The organism is Thalassospira sp. B30-1, assembly GCF_015767575.1.
Lineage (GTDB): Bacteria > Pseudomonadota > Alphaproteobacteria > Rhodospirillales > Thalassospiraceae > Thalassospira > Thalassospira xiamenensis.
The window spans coordinates 1,986,951-2,013,656 of record NZ_CP065232.1; the positions used below are offsets into that span (position 1 = coordinate 1,986,951).

General features: G+C 52.4%; 26 protein-coding genes. 12 read left to right on the forward strand and 14 right to left on the reverse strand.

Going from position 1 to position 26,706, the window contains the following annotated elements; genetic code table 11:
- The first annotated feature begins 97 nt into the window (after positions 1 to 97).
- Together IT971_RS09630 and IT971_RS09635 are read left to right on the forward strand one after the other, a co-directional pair.
- Positions 98 to 1,657, forward strand: coding sequence for a DASS family sodium-coupled anion symporter (locus IT971_RS09630; protein WP_063094014.1), 1,560 nt, complete (start codon positions 98 to 100; stop codon positions 1,655 to 1,657).
- Positions 1,658 to 1,763: 106 nt separating this feature from the next.
- Positions 1,764 to 2,528, forward strand: coding sequence for a DeoR/GlpR family DNA-binding transcription regulator (locus IT971_RS09635; protein WP_037987529.1), 765 nt, complete (start codon positions 1,764 to 1,766; stop codon positions 2,526 to 2,528).
- A gap of 20 nt (positions 2,529 to 2,548) precedes the next feature.
- Here the strand turns inward: IT971_RS09635 and IT971_RS09640 are convergent, their stop codons facing one another.
- From IT971_RS09640 to IT971_RS09665, 6 genes are all read right to left on the reverse strand, one after another.
- Positions 2,549 to 3,373 (reverse strand): ABC transporter ATP-binding protein, encoded by an 825-nt coding sequence (locus IT971_RS09640; protein WP_051682085.1) that lies wholly within the window; start codon positions 3,371 to 3,373, stop codon positions 2,549 to 2,551.
- Positions 3,374 to 3,520: 147 nt separating this feature from the next.
- A complete protein-coding gene (locus IT971_RS09645) occupies positions 3,521 to 4,309 on the reverse strand; it encodes an amino acid ABC transporter ATP-binding protein (RefSeq protein WP_037987528.1) in 789 nt (262 codons plus the stop codon).
- Between the two features lie 17 nt (positions 4,310 to 4,326).
- A complete protein-coding gene (locus IT971_RS09650; RefSeq protein WP_007092144.1) occupies positions 4,327 to 5,430 on the reverse strand; it encodes an amino acid ABC transporter permease in 1,104 nt (367 codons plus the stop codon).
- Position 5,431: 1 nt separating this feature from the next.
- Complete coding sequence (locus IT971_RS09655; RefSeq protein WP_007092145.1) at positions 5,432 to 6,628, reverse strand: amino acid ABC transporter permease; 1,197 nt, start codon at positions 6,626 to 6,628, stop codon at positions 5,432 to 5,434.
- Between the two features lie 115 nt (positions 6,629 to 6,743).
- Positions 6,744 to 7,763, reverse strand: a complete 1,020-nt coding sequence (locus tag IT971_RS09660; protein ID WP_007092146.1) for an amino acid ABC transporter substrate-binding protein — start codon at positions 7,761 to 7,763, stop codon at positions 6,744 to 6,746.
- A gap of 533 nt (positions 7,764 to 8,296) precedes the next feature.
- Positions 8,297 to 10,249, reverse strand: coding sequence for an acetoacetate--CoA ligase (locus IT971_RS09665; protein WP_007092147.1), 1,953 nt, complete (start codon positions 10,247 to 10,249; stop codon positions 8,297 to 8,299).
- Between the two features lie 426 nt (positions 10,250 to 10,675).
- Here IT971_RS09665 and moaB point away from each other — a divergent pair, with 426 nt between their 5' ends.
- The 5 genes from moaB (at position 10,676) to IT971_RS09690 (ending at position 15,189) form a co-directional block, all read left to right on the forward strand.
- Entirely contained in the window at positions 10,676 to 11,206 is a 531-nt protein-coding gene (moaB, locus tag IT971_RS09670) for a molybdenum cofactor biosynthesis protein B (protein WP_007092148.1), read from the forward strand.
- A gap of 50 nt (positions 11,207 to 11,256) precedes the next feature.
- Positions 11,257 to 12,027, forward strand: coding sequence for a sulfite exporter TauE/SafE family protein (locus IT971_RS09675; RefSeq protein ID WP_063094016.1), 771 nt, complete (start codon positions 11,257 to 11,259; stop codon positions 12,025 to 12,027).
- Positions 12,028 to 12,275: 248 nt separating this feature from the next.
- Positions 12,276 to 13,337, forward strand: coding sequence for a methyl-accepting chemotaxis protein (locus IT971_RS09680; RefSeq protein ID WP_063094018.1), 1,062 nt, complete (start codon positions 12,276 to 12,278; stop codon positions 13,335 to 13,337).
- Between the two features lie 212 nt (positions 13,338 to 13,549).
- Positions 13,550 to 14,356, forward strand: coding sequence for a hypothetical protein (locus IT971_RS09685; RefSeq protein ID WP_007092151.1), 807 nt, complete (start codon positions 13,550 to 13,552; stop codon positions 14,354 to 14,356).
- A 71-nt stretch (positions 14,357 to 14,427) separates the two neighbouring features.
- The gene (locus tag IT971_RS09690) at positions 14,428 to 15,189 is read left to right on the forward strand and encodes an IclR family transcriptional regulator (protein ID WP_007092152.1); all 762 of its coding nucleotides are present in this window, start codon (positions 14,428 to 14,430) and stop codon (positions 15,187 to 15,189) included.
- Positions 15,190 to 15,246: 57 nt separating this feature from the next.
- On the opposite strand, the gene msrA is transcribed toward IT971_RS09690, so the two are convergent.
- The 6 genes from msrA to thrS all read right to left on the reverse strand — a co-directional run bounded on the left by msrA (position 15,247) and on the right by thrS (position 21,098).
- Positions 15,247 to 15,891: a peptide-methionine (S)-S-oxide reductase MsrA gene (gene msrA / locus IT971_RS09695; protein ID WP_063094020.1), complete on the reverse strand. Its 645-nt coding sequence runs from the start codon at positions 15,889 to 15,891 to the stop codon at positions 15,247 to 15,249.
- Position 15,892: 1 nt separating this feature from the next.
- Positions 15,893 to 16,225 carry a hypothetical protein gene (locus IT971_RS09700; RefSeq protein ID WP_063114500.1) on the reverse strand — a complete coding sequence of 111 codons (333 nt, stop codon included), beginning with the start codon at positions 16,223 to 16,225 and terminating at the stop codon, positions 15,893 to 15,895.
- A gap of 215 nt (positions 16,226 to 16,440) precedes the next feature.
- Positions 16,441 to 17,442, reverse strand: coding sequence for an SPOR domain-containing protein (locus tag IT971_RS09705; protein ID WP_158526657.1), 1,002 nt, complete (start codon positions 17,440 to 17,442; stop codon positions 16,441 to 16,443).
- 494 nt (positions 17,443 to 17,936) lie between these two features.
- On the reverse strand, positions 17,937 to 18,260 hold the full coding sequence (locus IT971_RS09710) for a hypothetical protein (protein WP_223305090.1): 324 nt from the start codon (positions 18,258 to 18,260) through the stop codon (positions 17,937 to 17,939).
- A 177-nt stretch (positions 18,261 to 18,437) separates the two neighbouring features.
- Positions 18,438 to 18,899: a tetratricopeptide repeat protein gene (locus IT971_RS09715; RefSeq protein ID WP_063094028.1), complete on the reverse strand. Its 462-nt coding sequence runs from the start codon at positions 18,897 to 18,899 to the stop codon at positions 18,438 to 18,440.
- 261 nt (positions 18,900 to 19,160) lie between these two features.
- On the reverse strand, positions 19,161 to 21,098 hold the full coding sequence (gene thrS / locus IT971_RS09720; protein ID WP_063094030.1) for a threonine--tRNA ligase: 1,938 nt from the start codon (positions 21,096 to 21,098) through the stop codon (positions 19,161 to 19,163).
- A gap of 386 nt (positions 21,099 to 21,484) precedes the next feature.
- Between thrS and IT971_RS09725 the strand changes: the two genes are divergently transcribed.
- Positions 21,485 to 22,672, forward strand: a complete 1,188-nt coding sequence (locus IT971_RS09725; RefSeq protein WP_063094032.1) for an MFS transporter — start codon at positions 21,485 to 21,487, stop codon at positions 22,670 to 22,672.
- A 38-nt stretch (positions 22,673 to 22,710) separates the two neighbouring features.
- Here IT971_RS09725 and IT971_RS09730 read toward each other — a convergent pair whose 3' ends face one another.
- Complete coding sequence (locus IT971_RS09730) at positions 22,711 to 23,388, reverse strand: DUF599 domain-containing protein (RefSeq protein ID WP_063094034.1); 678 nt, start codon at positions 23,386 to 23,388, stop codon at positions 22,711 to 22,713.
- Positions 23,389 to 23,604: 216 nt separating this feature from the next.
- Here IT971_RS09730 and IT971_RS09735 point away from each other — a divergent pair, with 216 nt between their 5' ends.
- The 3 genes from IT971_RS09735 to IT971_RS09745 all read left to right on the forward strand — a co-directional run bounded on the left by IT971_RS09735 (position 23,605) and on the right by IT971_RS09745 (position 25,323).
- Positions 23,605 to 24,090 (forward strand): hypothetical protein, encoded by a 486-nt coding sequence (locus IT971_RS09735; protein ID WP_063094036.1) that lies wholly within the window; start codon positions 23,605 to 23,607, stop codon positions 24,088 to 24,090.
- Between the two features lie 88 nt (positions 24,091 to 24,178).
- Positions 24,179 to 24,973, forward strand: coding sequence for a peptidoglycan DD-metalloendopeptidase family protein (locus tag IT971_RS09740; RefSeq protein WP_063094038.1), 795 nt, complete (start codon positions 24,179 to 24,181; stop codon positions 24,971 to 24,973).
- Positions 24,973 to 25,323 (forward strand): DUF1491 family protein, encoded by a 351-nt coding sequence (locus tag IT971_RS09745; protein WP_007092163.1) that lies wholly within the window; start codon positions 24,973 to 24,975, stop codon positions 25,321 to 25,323. The genes IT971_RS09740 and IT971_RS09745 overlap by 1 nt, the downstream gene beginning before the upstream one ends.
- A 79-nt stretch (positions 25,324 to 25,402) precedes the next feature.
- On the opposite strand, the gene IT971_RS09750 is transcribed toward IT971_RS09745, so the two are convergent.
- Positions 25,403 to 25,744 carry a peptidylprolyl isomerase gene (locus IT971_RS09750; protein WP_255356858.1) on the reverse strand — a complete coding sequence of 114 codons (342 nt, stop codon included), beginning with the start codon at positions 25,742 to 25,744 and terminating at the stop codon, positions 25,403 to 25,405.
- 176 nt (positions 25,745 to 25,920) lie between these two features.
- Between IT971_RS09750 and yaaA the strand changes: the two genes are divergently transcribed.
- Positions 25,921 to 26,694, forward strand: a complete 774-nt coding sequence (gene yaaA, locus IT971_RS09755; protein ID WP_007092165.1) for a peroxide stress protein YaaA — start codon at positions 25,921 to 25,923, stop codon at positions 26,692 to 26,694.
- Positions 26,695 to 26,706 lie beyond the last annotated feature (12 nt).

Consider the following 26,706-nt stretch of genomic DNA (forward strand, 5'->3'; position numbering starts at 1 on the left):
AAAAATCAAACTGTTGCGAAGAGATTGTGATGTCGTAAGTTGATGGCATATCACAGCGTTTCACAGCACATATGCTGCCTTATGGCCGGAGCATCCGATGATCCGATTTCCTCTGATTGACAGGCTTCCGATCTCGTCGACGGGTGCCAACCCGGCATCGCCCCGCCGACCCGGAGCATTACGGCGGCAGGCCGGGCTTTGGGGCGGGATGATCCTGTTTGTTGCCATGGTGCTGATGGAGCCACCAAGTGGCATGAGTTCGATTGCCTGGTACGCGGCATCCCTTGCCGCCTTGATGGCCGTTTGGTGGTTGTCGGAAGCGATCCCGATAGCGGCAACAGCACTGGTGCCGGTCGCCCTGGCGCCGGTATTTGGTTTGGCATCGGTTGCACAGGTAACGCCGCACTATGCCAATCCCCTGATATTCATGTTTTTGGGGGGATTCATCATTGCGATCGCCATGGAGCGCTGGAACCTGCATCGACGCATTGCGCTGATGATCCTGAAAACGGTAGGGTTTAGGCCGCGTGCTCTTGTCGGGGGCTTCATAACCGCCACGGCATTCCTTTCGATGTGGGTCAGTAATACCGCAACCGCGACGATGATGTTGCCGATTGCGCTTTCGATTGTGAATTTGCTTCGCGACAATGAAACGGAACCGTCCAGAGGCATTGAGGACGACGATGAAAGTGTGACGGAAAAGCTTGCTCCGCTGACGCGCAATTTTGCGCTGGCGCTTCTATTCGGGATTGCCTTTGGTGCGAGCATCGGCGGGATCGGGACCCTGATCGGGACGCCGCCGAATGCGTTGCTTGCCGGTTATCTTGCCAGTAACTTTGATGTCAGCATAGGGTTCGGGCAATGGATGATGCTGGGGGTTCCGTTTGCTGCGGTCCTTTTGCTATTCTGCTGGTGGATACTGACATCTGTTGTCTATCAGCAGGCGGATGATCTTCCGGAAAATGCACGACATGCTTTGGCGCGTGATATTGCCGCACTGGGACCGATGTCACGCGGGGAGAAGTCGGTTGCCATCGTCTTTGTGGCGACGGCCTGCCTGTGGCTTTTCCGACCGCTGATCGAGGTGGCTTTGCCCGATGTCCCGATCAGCGATGCATCGATTGCGATGTTTGCTGCGATTGCCTTGTTTGCGATCCCGGTCAAGGCACGTGAAAATCTTTATGTCCTGGATTGGAAGGCAACATTGCGGTTGCCCTGGGGCGTTTTGCTTTTGGTGGGCGGCGGACTGGCGTTAGGGGCGCTGATCAATGACAGCGGCCTTGCGGCCTGGATTGCCGGAAATGCTGGTGCTTTACCAGACCTGCCGGTGTTCGTGCAGATCGGTCTGATTGCCTTGATGGTGATCCTGATCAGCCATCTGACATCCAATACGGCGACGGCTGCAACCTTTTTGCCTCTGGTGGCAACTTATGCGTTGGGCGAGGGCATCGACCCGCTATTGCTTGCCGTGCCGGTGGCGATTGCCGCAAGCTGTGCCTTCATGTTGCCGGTGGCAACGCCCCCGAATGCTATTGTTTTTGCCAGCGGCTATCTGAAAATTGGCGATATGGTTCGCGCCGGTGCGGTTGTGAACCTTGCCGGGCTTGCTCTGCTGGTGGTGTTTTCCATGATTCTGGTGCCCATTCTGTTTAAATAACAACTTCTTTGTGCGCAGGGCTTGCATTGCCGTTCATTAGAAAGCATTTTGATCGGTAACGAAAATTAACAATCAAAGACGAAAATTCAGGGCGGAAGGAAACAATATGGGCAAGCTTGATCGGCGGCGTCGCGAAATTCTTGAACTGGTCGCGGCGAACAGTTTCATGACGATTGATACATTGGCCGATCATTTTGCCGTTACCCCCCAGACCATTCGACGTGATATCAACGAGATGGCCGAAGAAGGGCTTGTTGCGCGTTATCATGGCGGGGCGGCCAGCCTTTCGACCACGGAAAACACGGCATATACTGATCGTCAGGTTCTTAACCTAGGCAGCAAGCGCGAGATTGCCAAGCTGGTGGCGCAGCATATCCCCGAAGGGGCGTCGATATTCATCAATATTGGCACCACGAATGAAGAGGTTGCGCGCGCGTTATCGTCACACAAGAGCCTGAAAATCATCACCAATAACCTGCATGTCGCCCAGATTTGTGCCGCCAACCCGGGCTTTGAGGTGATTATTGCCGGTGGCGTTGTTCGTCAGCGTGACTTTGGCGTGATTGGTGAGGCGACCATCGATTTTATCAACCAGTTCAAGGTCGATTACGCGATTGTCGGGATTTCCGGCGTTGACGAAGATGGTAGTCTGATGGATTTCGACTATCGCGAAGTCCGGGTGGCGCGTGCGATCATTTCCAATGCCCGCCAGACGTTCCTGTGTACCGATGCATCGAAATTCGGGCGGCGCGCGATGGTGCGGTTGGGGCATCTTTCGGAAATTGACGCCCTGTTTACCGACCGTCATCCCGGCCCGGTTTGGGCCGATGTCATCCGTGAAGCGGATTTGTCGGTTTATACCGCAAATTGACCGGCAACAACGATTTGCGATCAGGCAACCATATGGTCGCCGCGCTTGCCCATCCGCATGGTGATCGGACCTTGTGACGAACCATTGAGCATCTGGGTCAGATGTTCGTTATGGGCGTCATCAATATCGTTTGTCGAACCCGACCAGTAAACTTTGCCCGCGTGCATCATCACAAGGTTAGCGTAGCGCGTGCGTGCGATCTGCATGTCATTGGTGATGGTAATGACGGTGGTACCGCGCTGGGTCGCGATCTTGCTGATCATCAGTTCGATATGGTTCGACAGAACCGGATCAAGACCCGCGGTCGGATTATCAAGCAGCAGAATTTCCGGATCGGTTGAAATGGCACGCGCAATGCCAACGCGCTTTTGCATGCCGCCGGAAAGATCACCCGGGGAAAGAAAGGCACTGTCTTCGGACAGGCCAACATGACCAAGCAGATCTACTGCATGATCCTTGGCTTCTTTGCGGGTCATGGTTCCGCGCTCTATCTGGCGAAAACAGATATTTTCCCAAACCTTCATGCTGTCAAACAGGGCGTTTTGCTGAAACAGCATGCCAATCCGTTCGGCCCAATGTTTTCGCGCAGGCGAACTGACCTGGCTGACATCGTCACCGCCCAGCATGATCTTACCGCTGTCTGCTCCGTGAAGACCGACGATACATTTCAAAAGCACGCTTTTACCCGCCGCCGATGGGCCGATGATCGCCATGGTTTCACCCTTGCCGAGCGACAGGCTGACATCATCAAGCGCAGTATTCGGACCGAACTTTTTGGTCAGTGACTGAACCGTGATGAAGCCCGATGTTGACGCAGCGGTAGCAGGTGTGGAAGGCGTGGTCATGAAGATGTTTATCCATTACTGTTTGCCCGCCGATCTTCGGCATTTGACGGGCAGGGGGCAAGCCCGAAATTTGCAAAAAAGAAAACGGCCCCGTTTCGGGGGGCCGTTTCCGATACGCAATCTGTGGAAGTCCACCGCGCGTTTTGCCTAGTGAGACAGGATCTGGCTGAGAAACAGCTTCGTCCGTTCGCTTTTGGGGTTCGCAAAGAATTCCTGCGGACCTGCCATTTCAACGATTTCACCGGCATCCATGAATACGACACGGTCGGCGACTTCTTTGGCGAAGCCCATTTCGTGGGTCACGCAAAGCATGGTCATGCCTTCCTTGGCGAGTTCGACCATAACGTCGAGCACTTCCTTGACCATTTCCGGGTCAAGGGCCGAAGTCGGTTCATCGAACAGCATGATTTTCGGCTGCATGCAGAGCGAGCGGGCGATTGCCACACGCTGTTGCTGACCGCCGGAGAGCTGGCCGGGGAATTTATGGGCCTGCTCTGCAATCCTGACACGTTCCAGATAGTGCATCGCCAGATCAATGGCTTCTTTCTTGGGCATCTTGCGAACCCAGATCGGGGCCAGCGTAAGGTTTTCCAGCACGGTCATGTGCGGGAAAAGGTTGAAGTGCTGGAACACCATGCAGACTTCGCGGCGCACGGCTTCGATGTTTTTGACATCGTCGCCAAGCAGAATGCCATCAACGGTGATTTCGCCGCTCTGATAGGTCTCAAGACGGTTGAGTGTGCGGATCAGGGTCGATTTACCCGAACCGGACGGCCCGCAGATAACGATGCGCTCGCCCTTGCGGACATGCAGGTCGATATCCTTGAGGACATGGAAGTTGCCATACCATTTGTTGGCCTTGCTGACGGTGATCACTTCCTCGTTCGACGGAGGAGGGACAACGCCATTGGTGGTTTGTGCTTCTGTAGCTGTCATTGTTTTTTCCTCTCTCCTTACCGTTGCTCGCCCTTGCGGAGCTCTTTTTCAAGATAGGCCGAATATTTGGCCATGGAGAAACAGATCAGGAAGAAAATTGCCGAGGCGAAGGCATAACCCTCGACGTAGTATTTCGTCCATGCCGGGTCGCTACGCAGTGCCAGCTTGACGGTGCCAAGGAAGTCGAACAGACCGATGATGACCACCAGTGTCGTATCCTTGAGCATCGAAATGAAGCTGTTCACGGTCGGTGGGATTACCAGACGCAAAGCCTGCGGCAGGATGATCAGGCGCATGGACTGCCAATAGGACAGGCCAAGGCTGTCGCCGGCTTCGAACTGGCCCCGCGGCACAGCCTGGAGACCGCCACGGAACACCTCGGCAAGATAGGCCGCGGTAAACAGAATGATACCGATCTGCGCGCGCAGCAGTTTGTCGATGGTCACACCGTCCGGAAGAAACAGCGGGAACATGACAGATGCCATGAACAGAACCGTAATCAGCGGCACACCACGGATCACTTCAATATAGACAACCGAGATCGTCTTGATCGCAGGCATATTCGACTGACGTCCCAGTGCCAGAAGCAAGCCCAGCGGGAAGGCAAAGATGATGCCGATCGCCGACAGGATCAGAGTCAGCGGAAGTCCGCCCCAATAGCTGTTCTGCACATAGGTCAGGCCAAGTGCACCGCCCCACATCAGGATGGCAATGATCGGAACTCCGATCACCCACATCGGGATGATTGCCTTGCGGAAGGAAGGATATTTAACCCCGCCAAGGCTGAAGCAAATGATGCCCATCAGGACAATCATTGCCAAAAGCGGACGCCATTGTTCGTCGTACGGATAGGTTCCAAACAGAATGAGACGCAAGTTGGCGTTTACAAAGCCCCAGCATGCGCCGGTGACTTCGGCACAACCTTCGATGGAGGGCGTCAGCGTTGCATTGATGATCCCCCAGTTCACGAGTGGCGGAATAAGCCACACAAGGAATGCGATGGAGCCTAGTGTCAGGAGGGTGTTGAACCAACCGTCAAACAGGTTCTTTTTTGACCATGTAACTGCACGGGCAGAAAAAGTGCCTGTAGGAAGCGGAGGTAATTTTGCCTTATCTGCCATCTTACCTCTCCACCAGTGCCATTTTCTTGTTGAACCAGTTCATAAAGAGCGAGGTCAACAAGGACAGACCAAGATAGATCGACATGAAGATCGAGATTGCCTCGATCGCCTGACCGGTCTGGTTCATGGTCGTATTTGATACCGACACCAGATCGGGATAGCCGACCGCGACAGCAAGCGAGCTGTTTTTGGTCAGGTTCAGATACTGGTTGGTCAGTGGCGGAATGGCGACGCGCATGGATTGCGGCAGGATCACCTTGCGAAGGGCAACCGAACGCTTGATGCCAAGACTATCGGCAGCTTCCCACTGGCCGTGAGGGACGGCCTGAATACCGGACCGGACAACTTCGGCAACATAGGTTGACGTGTAAACCGTCAGGCCAATGAGCACGGCAAGGAATTCGGGTGAAACATTTGTGCCACCACGGATGTTGAAGCCTTTGAGTTCCGGTATGTCCATATCGGTCGGCGCACCGCCGATCAGATAGGCAATAAAGACCAGGCCGACAAAAATGCCCGTTCCGACAAGAAATACCGGGAATGGCTGACCGGTTTCATCCTGGCGTTTTTTGGCCCATTTTTTGATAAGAAAGATGGCAACGAAGGCGATAATCGCAGCTATCCCCATCAGAGTATAGGCATTATCGGCAACCGGAACCGGCATATACATGCCACGTGACGTCAGCAGGACGCCGGGCAGGGGTTCGAATGCGTCGCGCGGATGCGGGAACGCGTTCGGAATGACGGCATACCAGAAGAAAAGTTGCAACAGGACCGGGATATTCCGGAAAATTTCCACGTAAACAGTCGCCAGTTTCCGAACGATCCAGTTCGACGACAGGCGCGCAATCCCGAAAATGGTACCAATAATGGTACACAGGATAATTCCGAGTAAAGACACCTTTACGGTGTTCAGAAGGCCAACCAACAGTGCGGTTGCATAGCTGCTTTGTGCACTGTACTGGACCATGCTTTCACTGATTTCGAACGAAGCTTCGAGATCAAGGAAGCCATAACCGGTTGAGATGTTTTGTCGTTCCAGGTTTACCAGCGTATTGGAAACCAGATACCAGCCCGCCAATATGACAAGTCCGATCGCAATGATTTGATACAGTATTGCGCGAACATTCTCGTCATTCAGGTAATCGACGACGGTCTTGGAACGAACACCCCCCGGGGCATTTTGAGTCTTACTCATCTGACCCTCAGGTGTAGATTGTATCCAATGTAAGTGGCCTTAACGAAAAGCTCCGCCCATGCGTTCAGGCAGTGGGGCGGAGCTTCGTTAGGCGATTTTCAGCCGACGCTAGATATTAGCGAACCGGCCAAGCATATTGCAGACCACCATCGGTCCAGAGAGCGTTCAGGCCGCGCTCGACACCCAGTTTCGCGGTAACGTTTTTCTCATAGCTTTCGCCATAGTTACCAACCTGCTTGATGATGCGGTATGCCCACTCTTCGTCAAGACCAAGAGCTTCACCCATGCCCGGGGAAACGCCTAGAAGACGCTGGATGCCGGGGTTGGTGCTGCTCTTCATTTCGTCAACATTTGCCATCGTGACGCCGTACTCTTCGGCTTCGATCATGGCGGCAAGAGCCCAGCGACCGATATCAGCCCACTGTTCGTCACCCTGTGCGACAGCCGGTCCAAGCGGTTCTTTGGAAATGATTTCCGGAAGAATCATATAGTCGTCCGGGTTCGGCGCCATGGTGGTACGGATCGAGGCAAGGCCCGATGCGTCAGTGGTGTAAACGTCGCAACGGCCAGAGAAGAAGGCAGCGGTTGCTTCGTTGATGTTTTCGATAACGACCGGCTCGAAGCTCATGCCTTTGGCACGGAAGTAATCAGCCAGGTTGAGTTCGGTGGTGGTGCCCGGCTCGACGCAAACGGTTGCGCCGTCAAGTTCCGTTGCGCTGGATACGCCCAGGGCTTTCGGAATCAGGAAGCCCTGGCCATCATAGTAGTTGATACCAAGGAAGGTCAGGCCAAGCTTGACGTCGCGCGTCAGGGTCGCTGTGGTGTTACGCGAAAGGATGTCGATTTCGCCAGACTGCAGAGCGGTGAAACGCTGCGCAGCGGTCAACGGGGTGTACTGAACTTTATTAGCGTCGCCCAGAAGTGCAGCAGCAATGCCACGGCAAACGTCAACGTCAATACCTTCCCATTTGCCTTCGGCGTTGGCAGCGGAGAAACCCGGAAGACCGGTGTTCACGCCACACTGAACGAAACCTTTAGCCTTGATGCCGTCAAGCACAGCGCCCGCGTGGGCATTGTTTGCGGCGATGGCTGCAACAGACATTGCGCCAGCGGCCAGGATCGTTTTGATTTTCATTAGATGAGCTCCCTCATTAGCAAAGCATTCTTTATGGCTTTGGTAACTTTTATGCCACCCTGGATATGCCAGAGCAGCATATCCTACTGTCCTGTTTTTATCGGACCACCAAATTAAGAAATTTTCGGCTGGTATGTGTCAAGCCTGAAAAATTTTACGCTGGGGGCTTGTTCTTCAAATTTACGCCATTTCCTCGCTTTGGTGATGTACTGAAAAACGTTGTTTTGACGACTACAGAGCCTTTTTGCTGTTAAAAAACGCCATATTTCAAAAGGTTAAAAACCTGTTCGAATGGTCAGGTTCTGAAAAGCAACAAATCTCAAAATTTTTTTGTTGTCAGCAATGAAATGAGTATTTTTTGACCAAATGTAACTGTTGCTCAAAAAATAAACTCTGTTGCGGCGCGGAATCGACTTGCGATGTGCGCTGAAATCAAATCGGCACGCTTTATGGTTCTGATTAATCTTTTGCAAAAACGAAAGCCCCGTCGATCACGCGACGGGGGTTTGATGTTTTGAGCCGGACGTCTCGGCCTAGCTGCGCAGTTCCGGTAAATTGGAAAAAAGTTCAAGTGCTGTAGGGTTTGCGAGTGCTTCCTGATTCTTCACCGGGCGCCCATGCACAACATCCCGGACGGCCAGTTCGGTGATTTTTCCGGACTTTGTGCGGGGAATATCGGCCACGGCAATGATCTTTGCCGGGACGTGACGGGGCGTACAATTGTTCCTGATCTGTTTGCGTATACGGTCGATCAGAAGTTCGTCCAGCTGATATTTTTCGCGCAGCACAACGAAAAGGATGACCCGAACATCGTTATCCCATTCCTGACCGATAACGATGGATTCTTGAATTTCGGGGAGCTTTTCGACCTGACGATAAATCTCGGCGGTGCCGATCCGGACACCGCCCGGGTTAAGCGTCGCGTCTGATCGGCCGTAGATGACCATACCGCCGTCATCGTCAAGCTCTACATAGTCGCCGTGGCACCAGATGTTATCGAAACGGTTGAAATAGGCTTCTTTATAGCGTGCGCCATCGGGGTCATTCCAGAAACCGATCGGCATGGAGGGGAAGGGGGCGGTGCAGACCAGTTCGCCCTTTTGATTGCGGATTGATTTGCCGTCATCGTCAAAAACATCAACGGCAAGACCCAGTGCGCGGGTCTGAATGATGCCGCGCTTCACCGGTAAGACCGGACAAGCAAGAACAAAGCAGCCCAGAATGTCGGTCCCGCCAGAGATGGAGGCCAGATGGATATCGGATTTTATATCGCGATAGACATAATCGAAACTTTCGGGGGCCAGAGGCGATCCGGTGGATGTCATGGCACGCACCGTCGATAGATCATGGGTTTCCCGTGGTTTAAGTTCGGCCTTTGCCAATGCATCGATATATTTGGCCGATGTCCCGAACAGGGTCATGCCCTCGGCATCGGCATAGTCAAACAATATATTTCCGCTGGGGTAGAACGGCGATCCATCGTAAAGCAGCAGTGTCGCCCCAGCCGCAAGGCCGCCCATCAACCAGTTCCACATCATCCAGCCACACGTGGTGAAGTAGAATACCCGATCGCCGGGCACCACATCGCAATGCAGGACATGTTCGGAAACCTGTTTAAGAAGCGTTCCGCCAGCGCCATGCACAATGCATTTCGGTTTGCCTGTCGTGCCGGACGAAAACATCACATAAAGCGGGTGATTGAATTCGACCTGTTCAAATACGATCTTTTCCGGACTGAAGGGGGCTAGGAAATTATCGTAGGAAACGCCATTGCGAATGCCGGTCGTGTTGGTGCCATCAAAGGCATATTTGACGATGACAACTTTCTGGATCGTCGTGATCCTGTCGACAACATCGCGGACTTTTTCGCGAATGTCGTGGCTTTTGCCATTATAGTGATAGCCGTCAACCGTAATCATCAATTTGGGTTCGATCTGGCCGAACCTGTCAACGACGCCCTGAACCCCGAAGTCGGGGGAGGCCGATGACCAAGTGGCACCGATTGCGGCTGTACCCAGCATTGCGATCACGGTTTCGACCATGTTGGGCATGTATCCGCATACGCGATCACCCTTTTTGATGCCTTCGGCGCGAAGTGCCTGCGAGAATTTCGATACCGCGATATTCAGGTCGCACCATGAGATACGGGTTTTGACCTTGTCTTCCCCCCAGAAAACGAGCGCGTCGGTGTCGTCATCACGGACCAGCAGGTTTTCTGAAAAATTCAGTCGGGCATTCGGGAAGAACTTTGCACCGGGCATTTTGTAGCCGTCAACAAGTACTGAGTCACCCCAGCTTTCTGCCTTCAGACCGACATAGTCGATAATTGCGGGCCAGAAATCTTCCTTGCTGGCAACCGACCAGTCATAGAGCGCGTGGAAGCTGTCCAGTTTCAGGCTGTGCTTTTCGTTCACCCAGTTGCGGAACCGGGTGACATTGGCGTTTTCAACGCGCGCTGGACTGGGCTGCCAAAGCAAATCGCTCATGATGGATCCTTTGTTTCCTGCCTGTTTTCTTGCAATTACCGACCATTTTTAAGGCTCAAATCGGTATCTCCCTACCACTTTTTTACGGTGAATTATGTTGCACGGCAAGAAAAGTCATGGGGCAGAGTGGGCGAAGTGTGAACTATCTTGCTGAAAGTCAAGTTTAAGAGTTTCAGGTTTTCTTCTTAGTGTTATGAAAATTAACATTAATTTTATTGGGTTTGTTGCCAGTTTTTTGAATGGAGGGTGATCGGGTCCGGGAAATTCAAGCGTTTTTCGGTAATTAAATAACCAAAATTTGCGATCTTTTGTTCGATTGTGATGTGCTGAGGGTGTGTTGTGCGGTGCGGTATTTCGAAACGGCTTGCGCTTGTCTGCATGCTGACTACTCTGTCGGAAATGAAGCCACCATCCGGAGTTGATAGCATGTCCAGAATCGATGAAAATCGCCCGTTTGTATCTGTAAATATTGCTGTTCTGACGGTGAGCGATACCAGAACGCTGGGGAATGATACCTCTGGCCAGATTCTTGCTGATCGGATCGAAGCCAAAGGTCACAAGGTCGCGGCGCGGACTATCGTAAAGGATGATTTCGACACGATTGTCTCGCAGCTCCGGCAGTGGTGCGATGATCCGAAGGTTGACGTGATCATCAGTACGGGCGGGACTGGTGTGACCGGGCGCGATGTTACGACAGAGGCCCATCAGAAGGTTTATGACAAGGAGATCCCCGGGTTTGGCGAGCTGTTTCGCTGGCTGTCATATGCCAAGATTGGCACATCGACTGTTCAATCGCGTGCAACCGCTGGCGTATCTTGTGGAACTTACATGTTTGCCCTGCCTGGGTCGAATGGTGCGTGCAAGGATGCCTGGGATGATATCCTGTTCTATCAACTCGACATTCGTCACCGTCCATGCAACTTCGTCGAACTGATGCCGCGTTTGACCGAAAAGTAATCTACCGCTCAGGTTTTACACGAGACGATCACCTTCCGTAGGACGATTTTATGGAAATTATCACCGATCCCTTCTTTTACCTTGTCGCAATTCCGGCAGTTTTGATTGCTGGTGTGTCAAAAAGCGGGTTTGGGGGTGGGCTTGGTGTTATGGCAGTGCCACTGATGGCATTGGCGTTATCGCCGCAGGCGGCGGCGGCAATTATGTTGCCGATATTGTGTCTGATGGATATTGCCAATGTCTGGGCATACCAGAAGAACTGGGATCGTCGCAATATGATGATCCTGATACCTGCCGCACTTCTTGGTATCCTGGTCGGTACATTATCGTTCAGCTATCTGAATGAATATGCAGTGAAGCTGATTATCGCCCTCATTGCCATCGGCTTTACACTTGATCACTGGTTTCGTGGAAAGAAGCGTGGTGATGAAGTCAAGCCTGCCAATTGGGGCATGGGATCGTTTTGGGGGACCATTGCCGGTTTTACGAGCTTTGTCGCGCATGCTGGTGGTCCGCCGGTTTCTGTATTCCTGTTGCCGCAGCGAATGGACAAAACGGTTTTCGTCGGTACGACCGTCATGTTCTTCATCGTTGTCAATTATGTGAAGCTGATTCCGTACTGGTATCTGGGGCAATTCGGTGGTGCCAATTTCGGAACCGCGCTTGTTCTGGTTCCGGTGGCGCTTTTCGGGACGTGGCTGGGGCTTTGGGCGCATGACAAGGTCAATGAAAAGCTGTTTTATCGGGTGTGCTACACCTTGCTGTTTATTACCGGTTTAAAACTGCTGTCTGATGCCGTTATCCACTTTGCCAAGATTTGAATGACGTTCTGGTGTGATTGATGCGGTAATTTTGTGTTCATCAGGTTGAATTTTAGGGCGGGAAATTTCCTGCCCTTTTTCTTTTGGCGTGATTTAATCGGGAAAATTATCTCAAACGCACTATGTAAGCATTTTTTCATTAACCAATCGGGCATGAATTGCATATAAATTGCACGCTTAAGAATGATGCATAAAAAAAAAGCATCAACACGGGGTGAAACCAAATTTTGCAAGGGGAGCTTGCGGGAATGCCCGAACGAATTTTGCAGGTGGCGACAGAGATGTCGCAACTTGCCAATGAGAAGATCACAGAAATAAAAGGTGTAACCCGGGCGACGCGGACATTGGCGCTGAATGCGTTGATCGAAGCAGCACGTGCGGGGGAAGTAGGCCGCGGGTTTGGTGTCGTTGCCAACGAGGTTAAGGAAATCTCGCAGCGCGTAACCGTCATTACCGAAGAACTCGAACATATGTTTGAAAGTCTGGCGCTTGATCTTGAGCGAACGGCGCAAACGGCGCGTGGCGACCGCTTTGCCGACCTGTCACGATATGTTGTCGAGCTTATGGACCGAAACCTGTTTGAGCGGTCTTGTGATGTTCGATGGTGGGCCACAGACGCCGCGGTTGTTGATGTTTGCGAGAACCCGGACAACGGTGAAATCGCCAGCCAGACATCGCAGCGCCTTGGCGTGATCCTTGATTCCTATACCGTCTATCTTGACCTTTGGATTGCGGATTGTAACGGCCGGATCATTGCCACCGGGCGTCCGGATAAATACCGTCTTGTCGGTACAGATATCGGTCACATGCCGTGGTTCCGCGAAGCCATGCGATGCCGGGATGGCGGGGCGTATGCGGTTGCGGATATCGCGCACAATGAGCTGCTAAATAACGCGGCTACGGCGACCTATGCGACGGCTGTTCGACGGGGCGGTAAGGCAAAAGGCGACGTTATCGGTGTTATGGGGGTTTTCTTTGATTGGGAAAACCAGGCACCGATGGTGGTAAAGGCATTGAACTTCAGCGACGAAGAGCGTGCACGCACGCGTGTAATGCTGATTGACTCGCAAAATCGCATCATCGCGGCGTCCGATAATCAGGGCGTCTTGAGCGAGCAGATCCGGTTGGAGGTCAAGGACCCCAATCGTGGTTCCTATCTGTTGGCGGATGGGTCACTGGTCGCTTATGCGCTAACGCCCGGTTATGAGACATATAAGGGGCTTGGTTGGCGCGGGGTGATTGTTCAACAGCCCCGAAATGCCACCAAAGCAGTTGATAAGCCGGGGGCAAAGCTTTCAATGGCGTCATAGGGGCGGTCGGCAGCAAAGCCAGACCAAGTAAAGCATAGCAACCAGAAAAGCGGGCACCGTCGGGGCTCGCTTTTTTGCTTATGCGCCTGGTGTTCGTGAAACATCCTAAAATTGGTTCCTGCTTGCGCAGGCTGGAAAAAGGAGATAGCGGTAAAATATAATATCACGACAATTCATCGATGAATTGTTAAAATAAGCCGCGGGAGGTTACCTTGACGTTGCTGTTTGCCAAGCTTGCAGTATCAATTTCTGTTGTGCTGGGGTTATCCATCCTTGCGGAGCGTACAGGCCCGCGTGCCGCCGGGGTGCTTTCCGGATACCCGCTTGGAACGGCGATCCTGCTGTATTTCATCGGGCTGGAGCAGGGCGTTGTGTTTGCGACAGAAAGCGCCGTCTATGCCCTGCCGGGGCTGATCGCAACACTTGCCTTTCTATATGCCTATTACCTGACGTCACGGTTGTTGTCAGACCGCCGGATGATATTGCAGATACCGGCAAGTTCCGTCGCGGCCTTTGGCGCATTCATGTTCGTTTCATGGATTTGCCAGCAGATCCAGTTTACCCGGATTTCAGGTGCCGTTACCCTGTTGGCTGCCATGATCGTCGCTCTGATACTGTTTCGGGGGATCGAGAATGTTCGCATATTGAACCGGGTGCGATTGACCCGACGCATCGTGCTGTTTAGAGCTGTTCTTGCCGCACTGATTGTTCTTGGCATCAGCGGTATTGCGGCATGGATCGGACCGAAATGGGCCGGGCTTTTTTCAGGGTTCCCGGTGACGCTTTATCCGATGATGCTGATCCTGCATGCATCTTATGGCATTGGTCCATTGCACACGGTAATCCGTAACTTCCCAAGAGGTATGGGATCGCTTTGGATTTATATTCTTGCGGTGACGTTCACGTATCCGGTTTGGGGTATTAATGTTGGTACATTGCTTAGCTTCGCGGCAGCGACAGTTTATTTGATCGCTTATTCCACTTTGGTCTGGATGCGCGAAAAGTCCGTGCGTGTCTGAAGCCGATCCCATAATATTACAATATATCAGTTCCCAAGGCTTCAAAGCCTGTGACCGGAAGGATGATCTGCATGCAGCAGGTTCAGTCATTGGTAAGGGCAATCAGCATTCTGAACACGCTTGCGGATAGCGAGTACGGGATGACCTTGACCGAAATCGCCCATCAGGTGCATTTGCCGCCCTCTACCGTGCACCGGTTATTGACGACGATGCAGCATGAACGCTATGTCACATTCGATGGTGAACGAACGCTGTGGTCGATTGGTGTGCAGGCGTTCAGTGTGGGTAATGCCTTTACGAAAAACCGTAATCTTAGCCAGATCGCGCGCCCCTATATGCGCGCCTTGATGGAAGACAGTGGCGAAACGGTCAATCTGGCTGTGGCTGATGGCGGCGAAGTTATTTTCCTGTCGCAGGTGGAATGTCGCAAGATGATGCGGGCATTGGTAACGCCAGGCCGCCGGGCGCTGATGCATTGCTCGGGTGTGGGGAAGGCGCTGCTTGCATTTCTGCCTGATGAAGAGGTGAATGCGGTAATCACGCAGCATGGTCTGCCAAAAATCACCGAACGTACACTGATCAGTGCCGATACGCTGAAAAGTGATCTGAACCGGTCAAGGCAGCGTGGATACGCACTTGACGATGAAGAACATGCCATTGGCCTGCGCTGTGTTGCTGGCGTTGTACGTGATGAGACAGGACTGCCGATTGCGGCACTATCCTTGTCGGGCCCCGCTGCCCGCATACCGAACGAACGGATTGAACAGTTCGGATTGAAAGTCCGGCGGGTTTGTGCAGATCTTAGCCGTGAATATGGCGGCAAACCGGTGTAAGATGATCAGCCCGCATTGATGTTCATGCAGGCTGATCATTAAACTTTGTATTGCGTTTTATAATCCCGGGCACGAAATGCCGGTTCCGCCAAGGCCGCAGTAACCATCCGGGTTCTTGTGCAGATACTGCTGATGGAAGTCTTCTGCATAGAAGAATGGCGGGGCGTCTTTGATTTCGGTTGTGATGGCATTGCGCCCGGCGGATTTGAGCGCATCAAGATATTGTTTTCTCGACGTCTCGGCGGCTTCTTTCTGTGTGTCGTTCAGGGTATAGATTACCGACCGGTACTGTGTGCCGATATCATTCCCTTGGCGCATTCCCTGGGTCGGGTCATGATTTTCCCAGAACAGGCGCAGCAATGCCTGATAGGATATCACTGTCGGATCAAAGACGATCTGCACAACTTCCGCATGGCCCGTCATGCCGCTGCAAACCTCGCGATATGTGGGGTTTTCAGTGTGGCCACCCGCGTAACCTGCTGCTGTGGTAAAGACGCCATCCTGTTTCCAGAAAAGACGCTCCGCCCCCCAGAAGCAGCCCATGCCAAAGACAGCTGTTTCAAGGTTGTCGGGAAACGGGCCGGTCATCGGATTTCCGGTAACCGCGTGACGGTCTGCGACCTGTAATTTCTCGGCGCGACCGGGCAGGGCGGTTTCGGCAGACGGGATAGAGACTTTTTCTGGGGCGATCGAAGAGAACATGTCAAAACCTGACTTGTGTTGATGGACTGACCTGCAATTTAACCCAGATCGACACTTTGGCAATTGCCTTCACGGTAAATTGTCTTTGAACATTCTTTTGGTAAGGGCCGTGCGGGACGCGATAATAAGAATACTGCATGTCATTATCGCTGGAAGCCGCTGATTTGCGACGCGCAAGACATTTGAAATCATCCTTGCTGATTGGTGGCGGTGTAATCAACCTGTTCATCGGGTTCGTATTCCTGCCTCTGCCGCCACCATTTTTCGGGATGGTTTTTATTGCGATTGGCATCCCGATGCTGGCGGCTGGGTCAAAACGCACAAGGCGTTTCATCCAGTATTTGCGTTGGCGATATTACCGGCATAACACCAGAATCGAGGCGGTTCTGAAGCGCCTGCCGGGGTTTCTTCGCAGGCATGGCCGCAAGACAAGGCCGGAAGCGCTTCATAGGCACCGGTCATTCGGTCACTGGGCAGGTAAAGCATCCGGGGTGGGTATGCCACCCGACGATAAGTCAAAACCCTGAAGCTTTTTCCGAAGATGTGATTTCAGAGTTTTATGTGACGGATCAGACAGTCAATTCCGGCGCGTTTCAGGCCGCTACACGCTGATTGTGCTTCGGACTGGCTGGAGTACTGTCCGGTCATAAGACGGAAAAACAGACCTTGACCTTCAATCGCAATGCTTTGGACCTCGTGGCTTGTGCCACGAAGGATGCCGTTGCCCATGGTTTCAAATTTTAACCAACGGGATTCAGCCATTTCACGCGAACGATAGGCCGCCAATTGCACCGCGTAATAAGAAGAACTGCTTGTTTGAACCGGTTGAGACGCTTCTGGCTTGGGTTCCGGTTCACGGATCGAAGGTGCAGGGGCCTCAGCAATCTTTGCTGGCTCGGTTGGAATTTCCGCAGTGCTCTCTTCAGCTTGGGCTTTATTTAATGCATCCATCATTGGAACTTCGATCAAGGTGCTTTGCGATGCAGGTGTTTCATCTTCCAGTTCCAGCGTGCCGCTTTCAATGGGACGCGTTGTCGAGAGCAGAGCCTTGTTTGACGTGCTTGGCGTAACCGCATCGCCTTTGATCGTAGGTGGTGTCGTTGCCGCGGTTAGTTGCTCTGTTTGGGGGACAACAGACGGTGCAGCAATTTTCCTTGCTGGTCGGTCAACAGAGGTCAGGCGTGCTGTATTGCTGCTAACATCCATTTCCATTGCGGGACGCGCAGCCGTTGAATCCTCGGGCGGAATGTCGAGCGCGACAGTGTTTTTGTAAAAGTCGCGATTTCTTTGCACCGTCGGCGGATCGGGAAGTTCCGGGCCGGGCGCAACGATTGCCGAAGCAACCACCGCATCAATTTCGCGCGAGCGGGCAAGATCCGGATTGCTGATATCCATCGCCTTAATGCGCTTTTGTGCAAGGCTTGTGATCGTACCGATTAGCATAATGCCGTTACCGCAATTGATCGAGATTGAGGCATTCGGATCGGCTGCGGTCAACCAGAGATAAAGGCGCCGCGCCTTTGCATGTTCGTTGGCAAGATCAAGTGCCATGGCATGACGCAGGTCATCGGCCGGATTGCCCTGCAGCGATATCGGTTCTGCTGCATTGTCATTCAGGGCTTGGTTCGAAACTGTCCCGGCAGATGCATTATCAAAGAAAAGACCGCAGGCAGCACTATCGATGCCAGATGCTATTGCCGTTTGCGATTGGCTGTCCGTATCGCTGATTTTGATTTGTTTGGACCCAGTTTCGTTGCCAAACAGCGACATCATATCGTCAGAAGAGCATCCGGAGAGCAGGGGGACGAACAGTGCAATCGTCAGGCAGCCGTATTTCCAGCGCGACGATATGACGGATTTGGCGCTTTTATTGATCAATTGGCACCTGATTTCCCTTTGAGCCCCCGAAGGTCCATTGCATGGACTTCACCAATTTTGCAACCGGGCGGCACACTGTCAAGCAGTCAGAGAAAACAGATGATCGATTTATCTCAGCGTTTCGCGGGATATCGTCGTTTCGATACGATTAGCGGTGTTATGCACTATCAGCGGTTCATCAATGGGATGACAATCCCGGCAAGAAGCACCAGAACGGTAATCGCCAGAACGATGTTGACGATCCCCTTGCTAAACTGGTTGGCTACTTCGTGGCTGACGCCGGAATCCTTTGCGCGTGATTTTGCCGCGCTGCCATTTCCTGCACCACTTTCCTGACGGGTCAGGATTTTCACAACCTGTTTTTTGTCGCGTTTTGTGGCGTCGTCATATTTGTTTTCGACAACGCGAACTTCGGAATTGTTATTGTTGGTCAATGCGTTTTTCGCAGAATTGATCGCGCTTTGATAATCCGAAAGCGTTTCCAGGTCCATTTGCTGTCCTGTGCTGCGCACGACAACAACAGTATAACTTTTCCGCAGCACAGCGTCAGGCATGCCCAAGTCCAGTTCCATGTATTACCCACAAGAGGGGTAATACATGGCGATAAATGTGTGTGTTGCAAAGCTATCCTAACGAATAGTTTCGGAAGGTTTTTTTGCGGTGCAAATCTATTGCGGAATTTTTGCTGACAGCTCTTTGTATTCGTCGCAATCCATACCGCAGACTTTCTCCAGTCGCGCAAGGTTTTCAAGCGCCATGTCGGGCTTTCCGGTCTGAAGGAACAGTTCGCCCTGATATTCCAAAGCACCCTTGTGTTCCGGATCAATCATCAATGCGCGTTCGTAGTTTTGGGACGCACTTTCAAGATCGCCTGATTTCCGCTGACTATAAGCAAGATAGTTAAGGATATCGGCATTTTTCGGATCATCTTCGAGCATGCCTTCAAGGCTTGCGATAGCCGTGTCGTATTTGCCAGCATCAATCATTTCGACGACTTCGGACAGATCGGGTGTATCGCTGCCCCAACTGCTGCCGCTGCCCATCGCCAAAGCTGCGGAGGATACAGTACCCAATGCAAGCGTCATTGCCAGCGATGCAATAAAATAACGGGTTTTACCTTTGGAATTCATTGTCGCTACCTTTTCCTTAAAAAACATATGCACCAGATACGTTGGGGGCTTGGGATCAGTTTCGGATTTAGCACAACTTTGCGTTAAGTGCAGTCACGAGTTGGTGAAAGAACTATATTCCAAAGCCCTGGATTATCTGGCGATTGTCAAACGAGTATTGAAACCTTTGGTTCTGCTGTGCCGTCCTGAAATACGCAAAATGCAAAGGCCCGCAATAAAACATGCGGGCCTTTGTGGTTTTGCCTTGAAGTGGGCAGGCGATCAGAAATTGGCTTCGATTACGCGATCACGGATTTCGGTCGCCATGTTTTCGGCCAGCTCATCAATCCCCATGGTTTTCTGATGCTGAAAACCGAGACGACGGACCGACGCTGTTTTTTCCTCTGCTTCGCGTTTGCCAAGAGCAAGGATCAGCGGGATTTTCGCGTGGCTGTGTTCGCGAACCTTGTAGCTGATCTTCTCATTTCGAAGGTCAAGCTCAACATTCAAACCTTTGGCCTGAAGTGCTTTTTTGACGTCTTCTGCGTAGCTATCGGCTTCGTTGGTGATCGAGCAGATCACGGCATGAACAGGTGACAGCCAAAGCGGCAGGCGGCCGGCATAGTTTTCGATCAGAATGCCAATGAAGCGTTCGAGCGAGCCAAGGATCGCGCGATGCAGCATGACCGGACGGTGCTTTTCACCATCTTCGCCCATATAGGACGCGTCAAGGCGTTCAGGTAGTACGAAGTCGGCCTGAAGCGTGCCACACTGCCAGTCACGACCAATCGCATCACGCAGAACAAACTCAAGCTTCGGCCCATAGAACGCGCCTTCGCCCGGGTTAATTTCAAGCGTCAGACCAGCTTCTTCGGCGGCTTCGCGAAGGGCGGCTTCTGCCTTGTCCCAGATTTCATCAGAACCGGCACGGACTTCCGGACGGTCCGAGAATTTGACGAGGATGTCGGTAAAGCCGAAATCCTTGTAAACCGATTTTAGAAGGTCACAGAAAATCTTGGTTTCCGAGACAATCTGGTCTTCGGTGCAGAAGATATGCGCGTCATCCTGAATGAACTGACGCACACGCATGATGCCATGCAGGCCGCCGGACGGTTCATTACGGTGGCAGCAGCCAAATTCAGCCATACGCAGCGGAAGATCACGATAGGATTTGCTGCCCATACGGAAAATCTGCACGTGGCACGGGCAGTTCATCGGCTTGAGAGCCAGAACCTTTTCCGGGTCGTCTTCATCCGGGGTCGTGGTGAACATGTTCTCGCGGAACTTTTCCCAGTGGCCGGATTTTTCCCAAAGGATACGGTCAACAAGCTGCGGTGTGCGCACTTCCTGATAACCTTCGGCATCAAGACGTTCACGGATATATGTTTCTACCTTGCGATACAGCTTCAGGCCCTTGTCGTGCCAGAAAACCGAACCCTGTGCTTCTTCCTGCATGTGGAAGAGGTCCATTTCGCGGCCAAGGCGGCGATGATCACGCTTTTCGGCTTCTTCAAGCATGTGCAGATAGGCATCAAGGTCTTCCTGCGTTTCCCAACAGGTACCATAGATACGTTGCAGCATCTCGTTATCCGAGTTGCCACGCCAATAGGCACCGGCGACCTTCATCAGTTTGAAGGCTTTGCCGATCTTGCCGGTCGACGGGGCATGCGGGCCACGGCACAGGTCAATGAAATTGCCCTGGCGATAGCAGGTGATGGTTTCGGTTTCCGGAAGATCGCGGATGATCTCGGCCTTATAGTCTTCACCCTTGTCGAGGAAGAATTTGATCGCTTCGTTACGATCCCATACTTCGCGTTCGATTTTCTCGTTCCGCTCGACGATCTTGTGCATCTGCTTTTCGATCTTGATCAGATCGTCCGGCGTAAAGGGCGTCTTGCGGGCAAAGTCATAGTAGAAACCGTTTTCGATGGACGGGCCGATCGTGACCTGCGTGTCCGGATAGAGTTCCTGAACCGCTTCGGCCATGACATGGGCGCAGTCATGCCGGATCAGCGGCAGAACTTCCTTGTGCCCCTTGGTCACGATTTCGATGGCGGCATCAGTATCGATTTCGCGCGACAGGTCGCGCAATTCGCCGTTAACGATGATGGCAAAGGATTTCTTTGCCAGCGAGGGACTGATGCTTTTGGCAACATCGAAACCCGATACAGGACCGTCAAATTCGCGTACGGCGCCGTCCGGAAGGGTCAGGGCAATCATGTCTGGCTCAACTCTGCTTTATCTGCGGGCATAAATGTCATGTGCGCATTTTTCAAACCCGCATATTTACGCGGGCTTTAGGCACAAGAAAAGGAATTTCAGGATGAGGTCAAGTTCGCTCTTTGAAAAAAGCGACCGGGGAAACAACACAAAAAGCCGCGTTGCCCGAAAGACATGCGGTGATTGTGCATTCCATCAATTTATCGTCGGCCATGCCGTGCATTGATGCTATCCCGTTAATTGAAAAGCCAATATAGCATCAAAAGAGAGCAGGGCAAGCCGTAACCCGGTTAATATTTTACAGCAGTTCCTTGTTCTTGTAGTTTGCAAAAACACCAGATTGAAACGGCGCCACCACGCCAGAGCCTGATGAAAGTACGCCCCATATGTCCAGTCCCGAAGTGCGCCGAAATGTTCTGTTTTTAAGTTTATGTGTTGCCCTGTCGGCGAGCGCGATGTCACTGCTGTTTACGGTTGCAGCCGTAATCGGTTATTCGCTGGCGCCGGATAAATCACTTTCTACGTTACCGGTTGCATTCACCATGATTGCAATGATGGCAACGACCGCTCCGTCGGCATTGATGATGAGCAGGTTCGGTCGCCGTGTCGGGTTCTGGATCGGATCTGGTATCGGCATGGTCGGTGCCGTGGCAGGCATGGGGACGGTCTATTGGGGGAATTTCTGGTTGCTGTGTGTAGCTTGCGCCTGCATCGGGTCTGCCAATGCCATCGCCATGCAATATCGTTTCGCCGCAGCCGAGGCCGCGCCGCCGGAATTCCGTTCTCGTGCGATTTCACTGACCATGCTGGGCGGGCTTGCTGCTGCCTTCGTCGGACCAAACCTGGCAAGTTTTGCACGCAACTGGTTTGATACGGTGCCATTTCTCGGAACTTTCCTGGCACTGATCGGGATTCAATTTCTGCTGGTTCTGGCGATCAGCCAGTTGCGCCTTCCTGATATGCGCGGCACCAAGCATGATGAACCGGCGCGTCCGCTCAGAGTGGTGATAGGGCAACCTGCCGTGATCGTTGCAATGATTGCCGGGGCACTTGGCTATGCGGTCATGAGCTTTGTCATGACGGCAACACCACTTGCGATCCTTGATTGCAATTACGAGTTCGGCGATGCCGCCTTCATCATTCAGTGGCATGTGGTGGGTATGTATGCGCCAGGTTTCTTTACCGGCAACCTGATCCGCCGGTTTGGTGCCCTTGGCATCATTCAGGCGGGGGCGGTGCTGAACCTGATCTGTCTGGCATTTGGTCTGGGCGGAGAGGATTTGATAGGCAATTTCTGGCCGTCTCTTGTGCTGCTTGGGGTTGGATGGAATTTTATGTTCGTTGGCGCGACCACCTTCCTGACCGAAAACTATCGTCCGGCGGAGCAGGCCCGCGTACAGGCGATCAATGAATTTGTGGTGTTTGGTACTGTTGCCATTGCATCATTGTCAGCTGGCTCGATATATGCTGGGGCGGGATGGTCAACCTTGCTGTATTCGGCGGCCTTGCCGGTTGGGTTGGTGATGTTGGTGCTTGCCGGATACGCGTTGCGCCGCCGTTGTCAACCAGCTTGAAAAATGCAAAAAGGCCACTTGATGCGGCCTTTTTCGTGTCAGTGATGCCCGGCAAGAATATCAAGTGCGTGGGACCGAAATTCCCGATTGTATAAAACCAGAGTAACCCATGCGGCGCCGATGATGAACGCTACCGGATGATAGAACCACGCAAGTGCTGACAGCGCGAAGAAATAGGCGCGAATGCCGCGATTGAAATTGTGCGCTGACATCATGCTCATGCGTGATGCCCGGGCGGCTGCCCGGGCCGCATCCGGTGCGCTTGGGTCCGGGGCGGCACCGATCAGGATCGAACAATAGTTCGACAGACGGAATGCCCATGTGAACTTGAAGAACGCATAGATAAAGATCAGAATCAGCAGCACGACCTTGCATTCCCAGACTGCTGCCGTTGTTTCGACGGCAAAGGGCAGGGCGGATACCGTTTGGATTGCTTTTTCGGTGTAGCCAAGAAGTGCGATCAAACCAATCAGGACCAGAATGGTGGTCGATGAAAAGAAACTGATGCCGGTGATCAGGTTACCCGCGATGGAGGTATCAACCATGCGCAGATTGCGTTGAAGCATCTGTTCCATCCAGCGATGCCGATTGCGCGCCATATGTGCCGAAATCGAATTACGCCGTCGCGAACTCGCATCGGCAAAGATGGTATAGCCCACCCACCAGAGTAATGCCCAACTAACAGCGGCAATGTCGAGTAACGTAAATTCGGGCATAATGTGATCCGTCTTTAAATTCGTTTCGACCGTAAAACACGGCAGCCTGTAACGTCATCCTACTGAGGATACATGTTTCTTCGCAATTGGGTTTAATGTTTCCTGTATTCATTCCGATCTGTGATCCATGCATGTCTGATCCCTATTGACCCGGTGCGGGTTGTGTTTTTCACCGATACAGAGTATGAGCGGCGCAAATTTTCACTGGAGAGCGACATGAGCGACCTCGAAAACGATCTTGGCGAAGACATCGACTTCGAAGAATTCGAAGCGCATACCGAAAAGCTTCTGGCCGAAGGCCGCAATAAGGACGATCTGTTCGAATTTATCGGTTTCCTGAACATCAATGAAGTCGGCACGCACATGATCGCGGCCGAGATGGTTCTGGACGAAGATGCCATCGACCAGATGAGCAAGACGCTTCGCAAGCTTGATGTTGATCTGGGCCCGCTTGGTGAATTGACCGGTGGTCTTAAAGGCGGCGAAGACGTCAAACGTGCGCTTGCGGCTCTGTTCCTTGAATTGTTAGAGCTGTGCGAACTTGATGAAGACGATGAAGATGCCGGCGATCTTTCCGAAGAAGCGCTGGTGCTTTTGAATTTCGTTAAACGCTTTAATCCGCAGATGCGTCGCCTGACGGTGGCACTGACCGATACCGATGATGACGATGTCGCGTGCGAGTACGAAGTCACCAACTGGTAAGTCTTGGGACTTGCCCTTATGGCAAAATATCATGTAGGCAAAGGCAGGGTGTTTTCATCCTGCCTTTTTCTTTGCCGGAGCCACCATTGTGACCACAGCCATTCTTGATGACGCGTCTGTACGTTTTCAGTGTTATCTTGATCGTTACGCAAAGGGGCAGGAACCTTTGGCGGATGCACCGCGACTTCGCCAATGGATCATTGATCATCAGGCTGATTTCGCGTCGGTCCTGGATTGCGATCTGAAAAGCTGTGCTAAAATCGTTTATGACTTTTCAAGCAATGGCGATGTGGTGATTGGTGGTACCAGCGATCCGGCGCGTCAGACCGAAATCATGTGGCAGCAGATGGCGGATGCCAATGCGCCGGTAGGTGTCGGTCGTTATCGCGAAGACCGGATATGTTATCAATCCGATCAATTCAAAAATGATGGCGAGGCGCGCAGCCAGCATCTTGGCATTGATCTTTTTGCCCCGGCGGGTACGCCCGTTTATGTGCCACTTGATGGCGTCGTCCACAGCTTTGCCGATAACAATCTGCATCTTGATTATGGGCCGACCATCATCCTTGAACACAATCCGGAACCGGATGTGACTTTCTATACATTGTATGGTCACCTCAGCCGTGAATCGCTTGAAGGTCTTTATATCGGACAGCCCGTGGAAAAAGACCATCTGCTGTGTGCTTTTGGCGATTTCCCGATTAATGGCGACTGGATTCCGCATCTTCATTTTCAGATTATTTTCGATATGCTGGGTAAAAAGGGAGATTATTTTGGGGCGGCAAAGCCATCGGAATGGGACATCTGGGAAAGCATCTGTCCAAATGCCAATCTGATCCTTCAAATGCCTGAAAATGTGACGGCAAAGCGGGGGGACCAGTAATGCAGCCACGGCTTAAGGCTGGCATCTGGGTTCGCGGGCAGATTGCGATCTGCCAATCAAAACTGATTACGGCGATGGTGGTGCACATGGGCAATGAAGATGCCGGTGCGGTGCTGCTGAAGCTCAATCGTTTTGCGGCCGGATGCTATGTCTTTTCGCGGGTGACGACACTTGATGGCGATATGGGCTGGATGCAGGTGGCCGGTGGCGCGGATGGTGGACGCGAGACCGAGTTCGCCTGCGACGAATACTGGCGCAAACAGGTGAAATTTGATCGCGATGTCTGGGTGCTGGAGATCGAGGATCACAAGGGCGAATACGAGCTTGATGCGCCACTGGTCGATTTTTGATGGATGAGATTTCCGAAGTGCTAAATCAAGAAGGGCTCGCAAGATGTTGCGAGCCCTTTGGTGTTTTGGCGAGGGCCAATCAGGCGGTGCGCTGCAGCAGGTGGTAACCGAAATCGGTTTCCACCACGTCGGACGTGGTGCCGACTTCCATGTTGAAAGCAGCGGCATCGAATTCCGGAACCATCATGCCACGTCCAAAGAAGCCAAGGTCGCCGCCCTGTTGACCGGAAGGACAGTCAGAGTTTGCTTTGGCGACTTCACCGAAGTCAGCACCATTGGCGATCTGGTCTTTGAGCGCGTTGATTTCGGTAAGCGCTTCTTCTTTGGTGCGGGTTGCACTGGAGCGTGCCGAACCAGCATACATCAGAAGAATGTGCGACGCGCGAACTTGTTCACTCATAACTCGTCCTTTCTTCCACAGGTGGGTTGCACCCTGCGGATTTTCTGCAAGATTAGAAATCTATGGGGAATGCAAAGGGTCCAAACCGATGCACAAGCGTATATACGCGTGTACATGGGCTTGGGCCCTAGACTTTCTCCATGCCTTGTGGCTTGTTACGACAAAATGATCAGAGATGAAAGAGAAGAGGCGTTTTAATGCTTGCTGTCGTTTCTCCGGCAAAGAAACTTGATTTCGAAACGGATGCACCTGAAATGGCCGTTTCAGAACCGCAATTTCTCGACGATACTGAAGAACTTATTGAAGTTGCGCGTAAAAAAAGCCGCAGCGATTTGATGAAGCTGATGGGGATCAGTGAAAATCTTGCTGATCTGAATTATCAGCGCTTTGCGCATTTTTCACGGCCTTTTGATCGCACAAACGCCAAGCCGGCAATTTACGCGTTCCGTGGTGATACCTATGTCGGTCTTGATGCCGACACGATGGATCAAAAAGATATCGCCTGGGCCGAAAACCATTTCCGGATGCTTTCGGGCCTTTATGGTCTTTTGAAACCGCGTGATTTGATGCAGCCCTATCGTCTTGAAATGGGAACCCGACTTTCGAACCCACGTGGCAAGGATCTTTATGCATTCTGGGGTGATAAGATTGCCAGACAGATCAATACTATTATCGCTGATCACAAGAACCGCAGCCTGATCAATCTGGCATCGCATGAATACTTCAAGTCGGTGAAAGAAGATGTGCTTGACGGTCCGGTGATCACGCCGGTCTTCAAGGAAGTCAAAGCCGGTGTTGGCAAGGTCATTGGTTTCTCGGCCAAACGTGCACGTGGCATGATGGCGCGTTACATGATCGACAATCGTCTGGAAAAGCCCGAGGACCTTAAATCGTTCGATATGGACGGTTATCGCTATCAAAAAGATCAGTCGAATGATAACGAGTGGATATTTACACGCGAACATAACTGATAACAGAAGTGG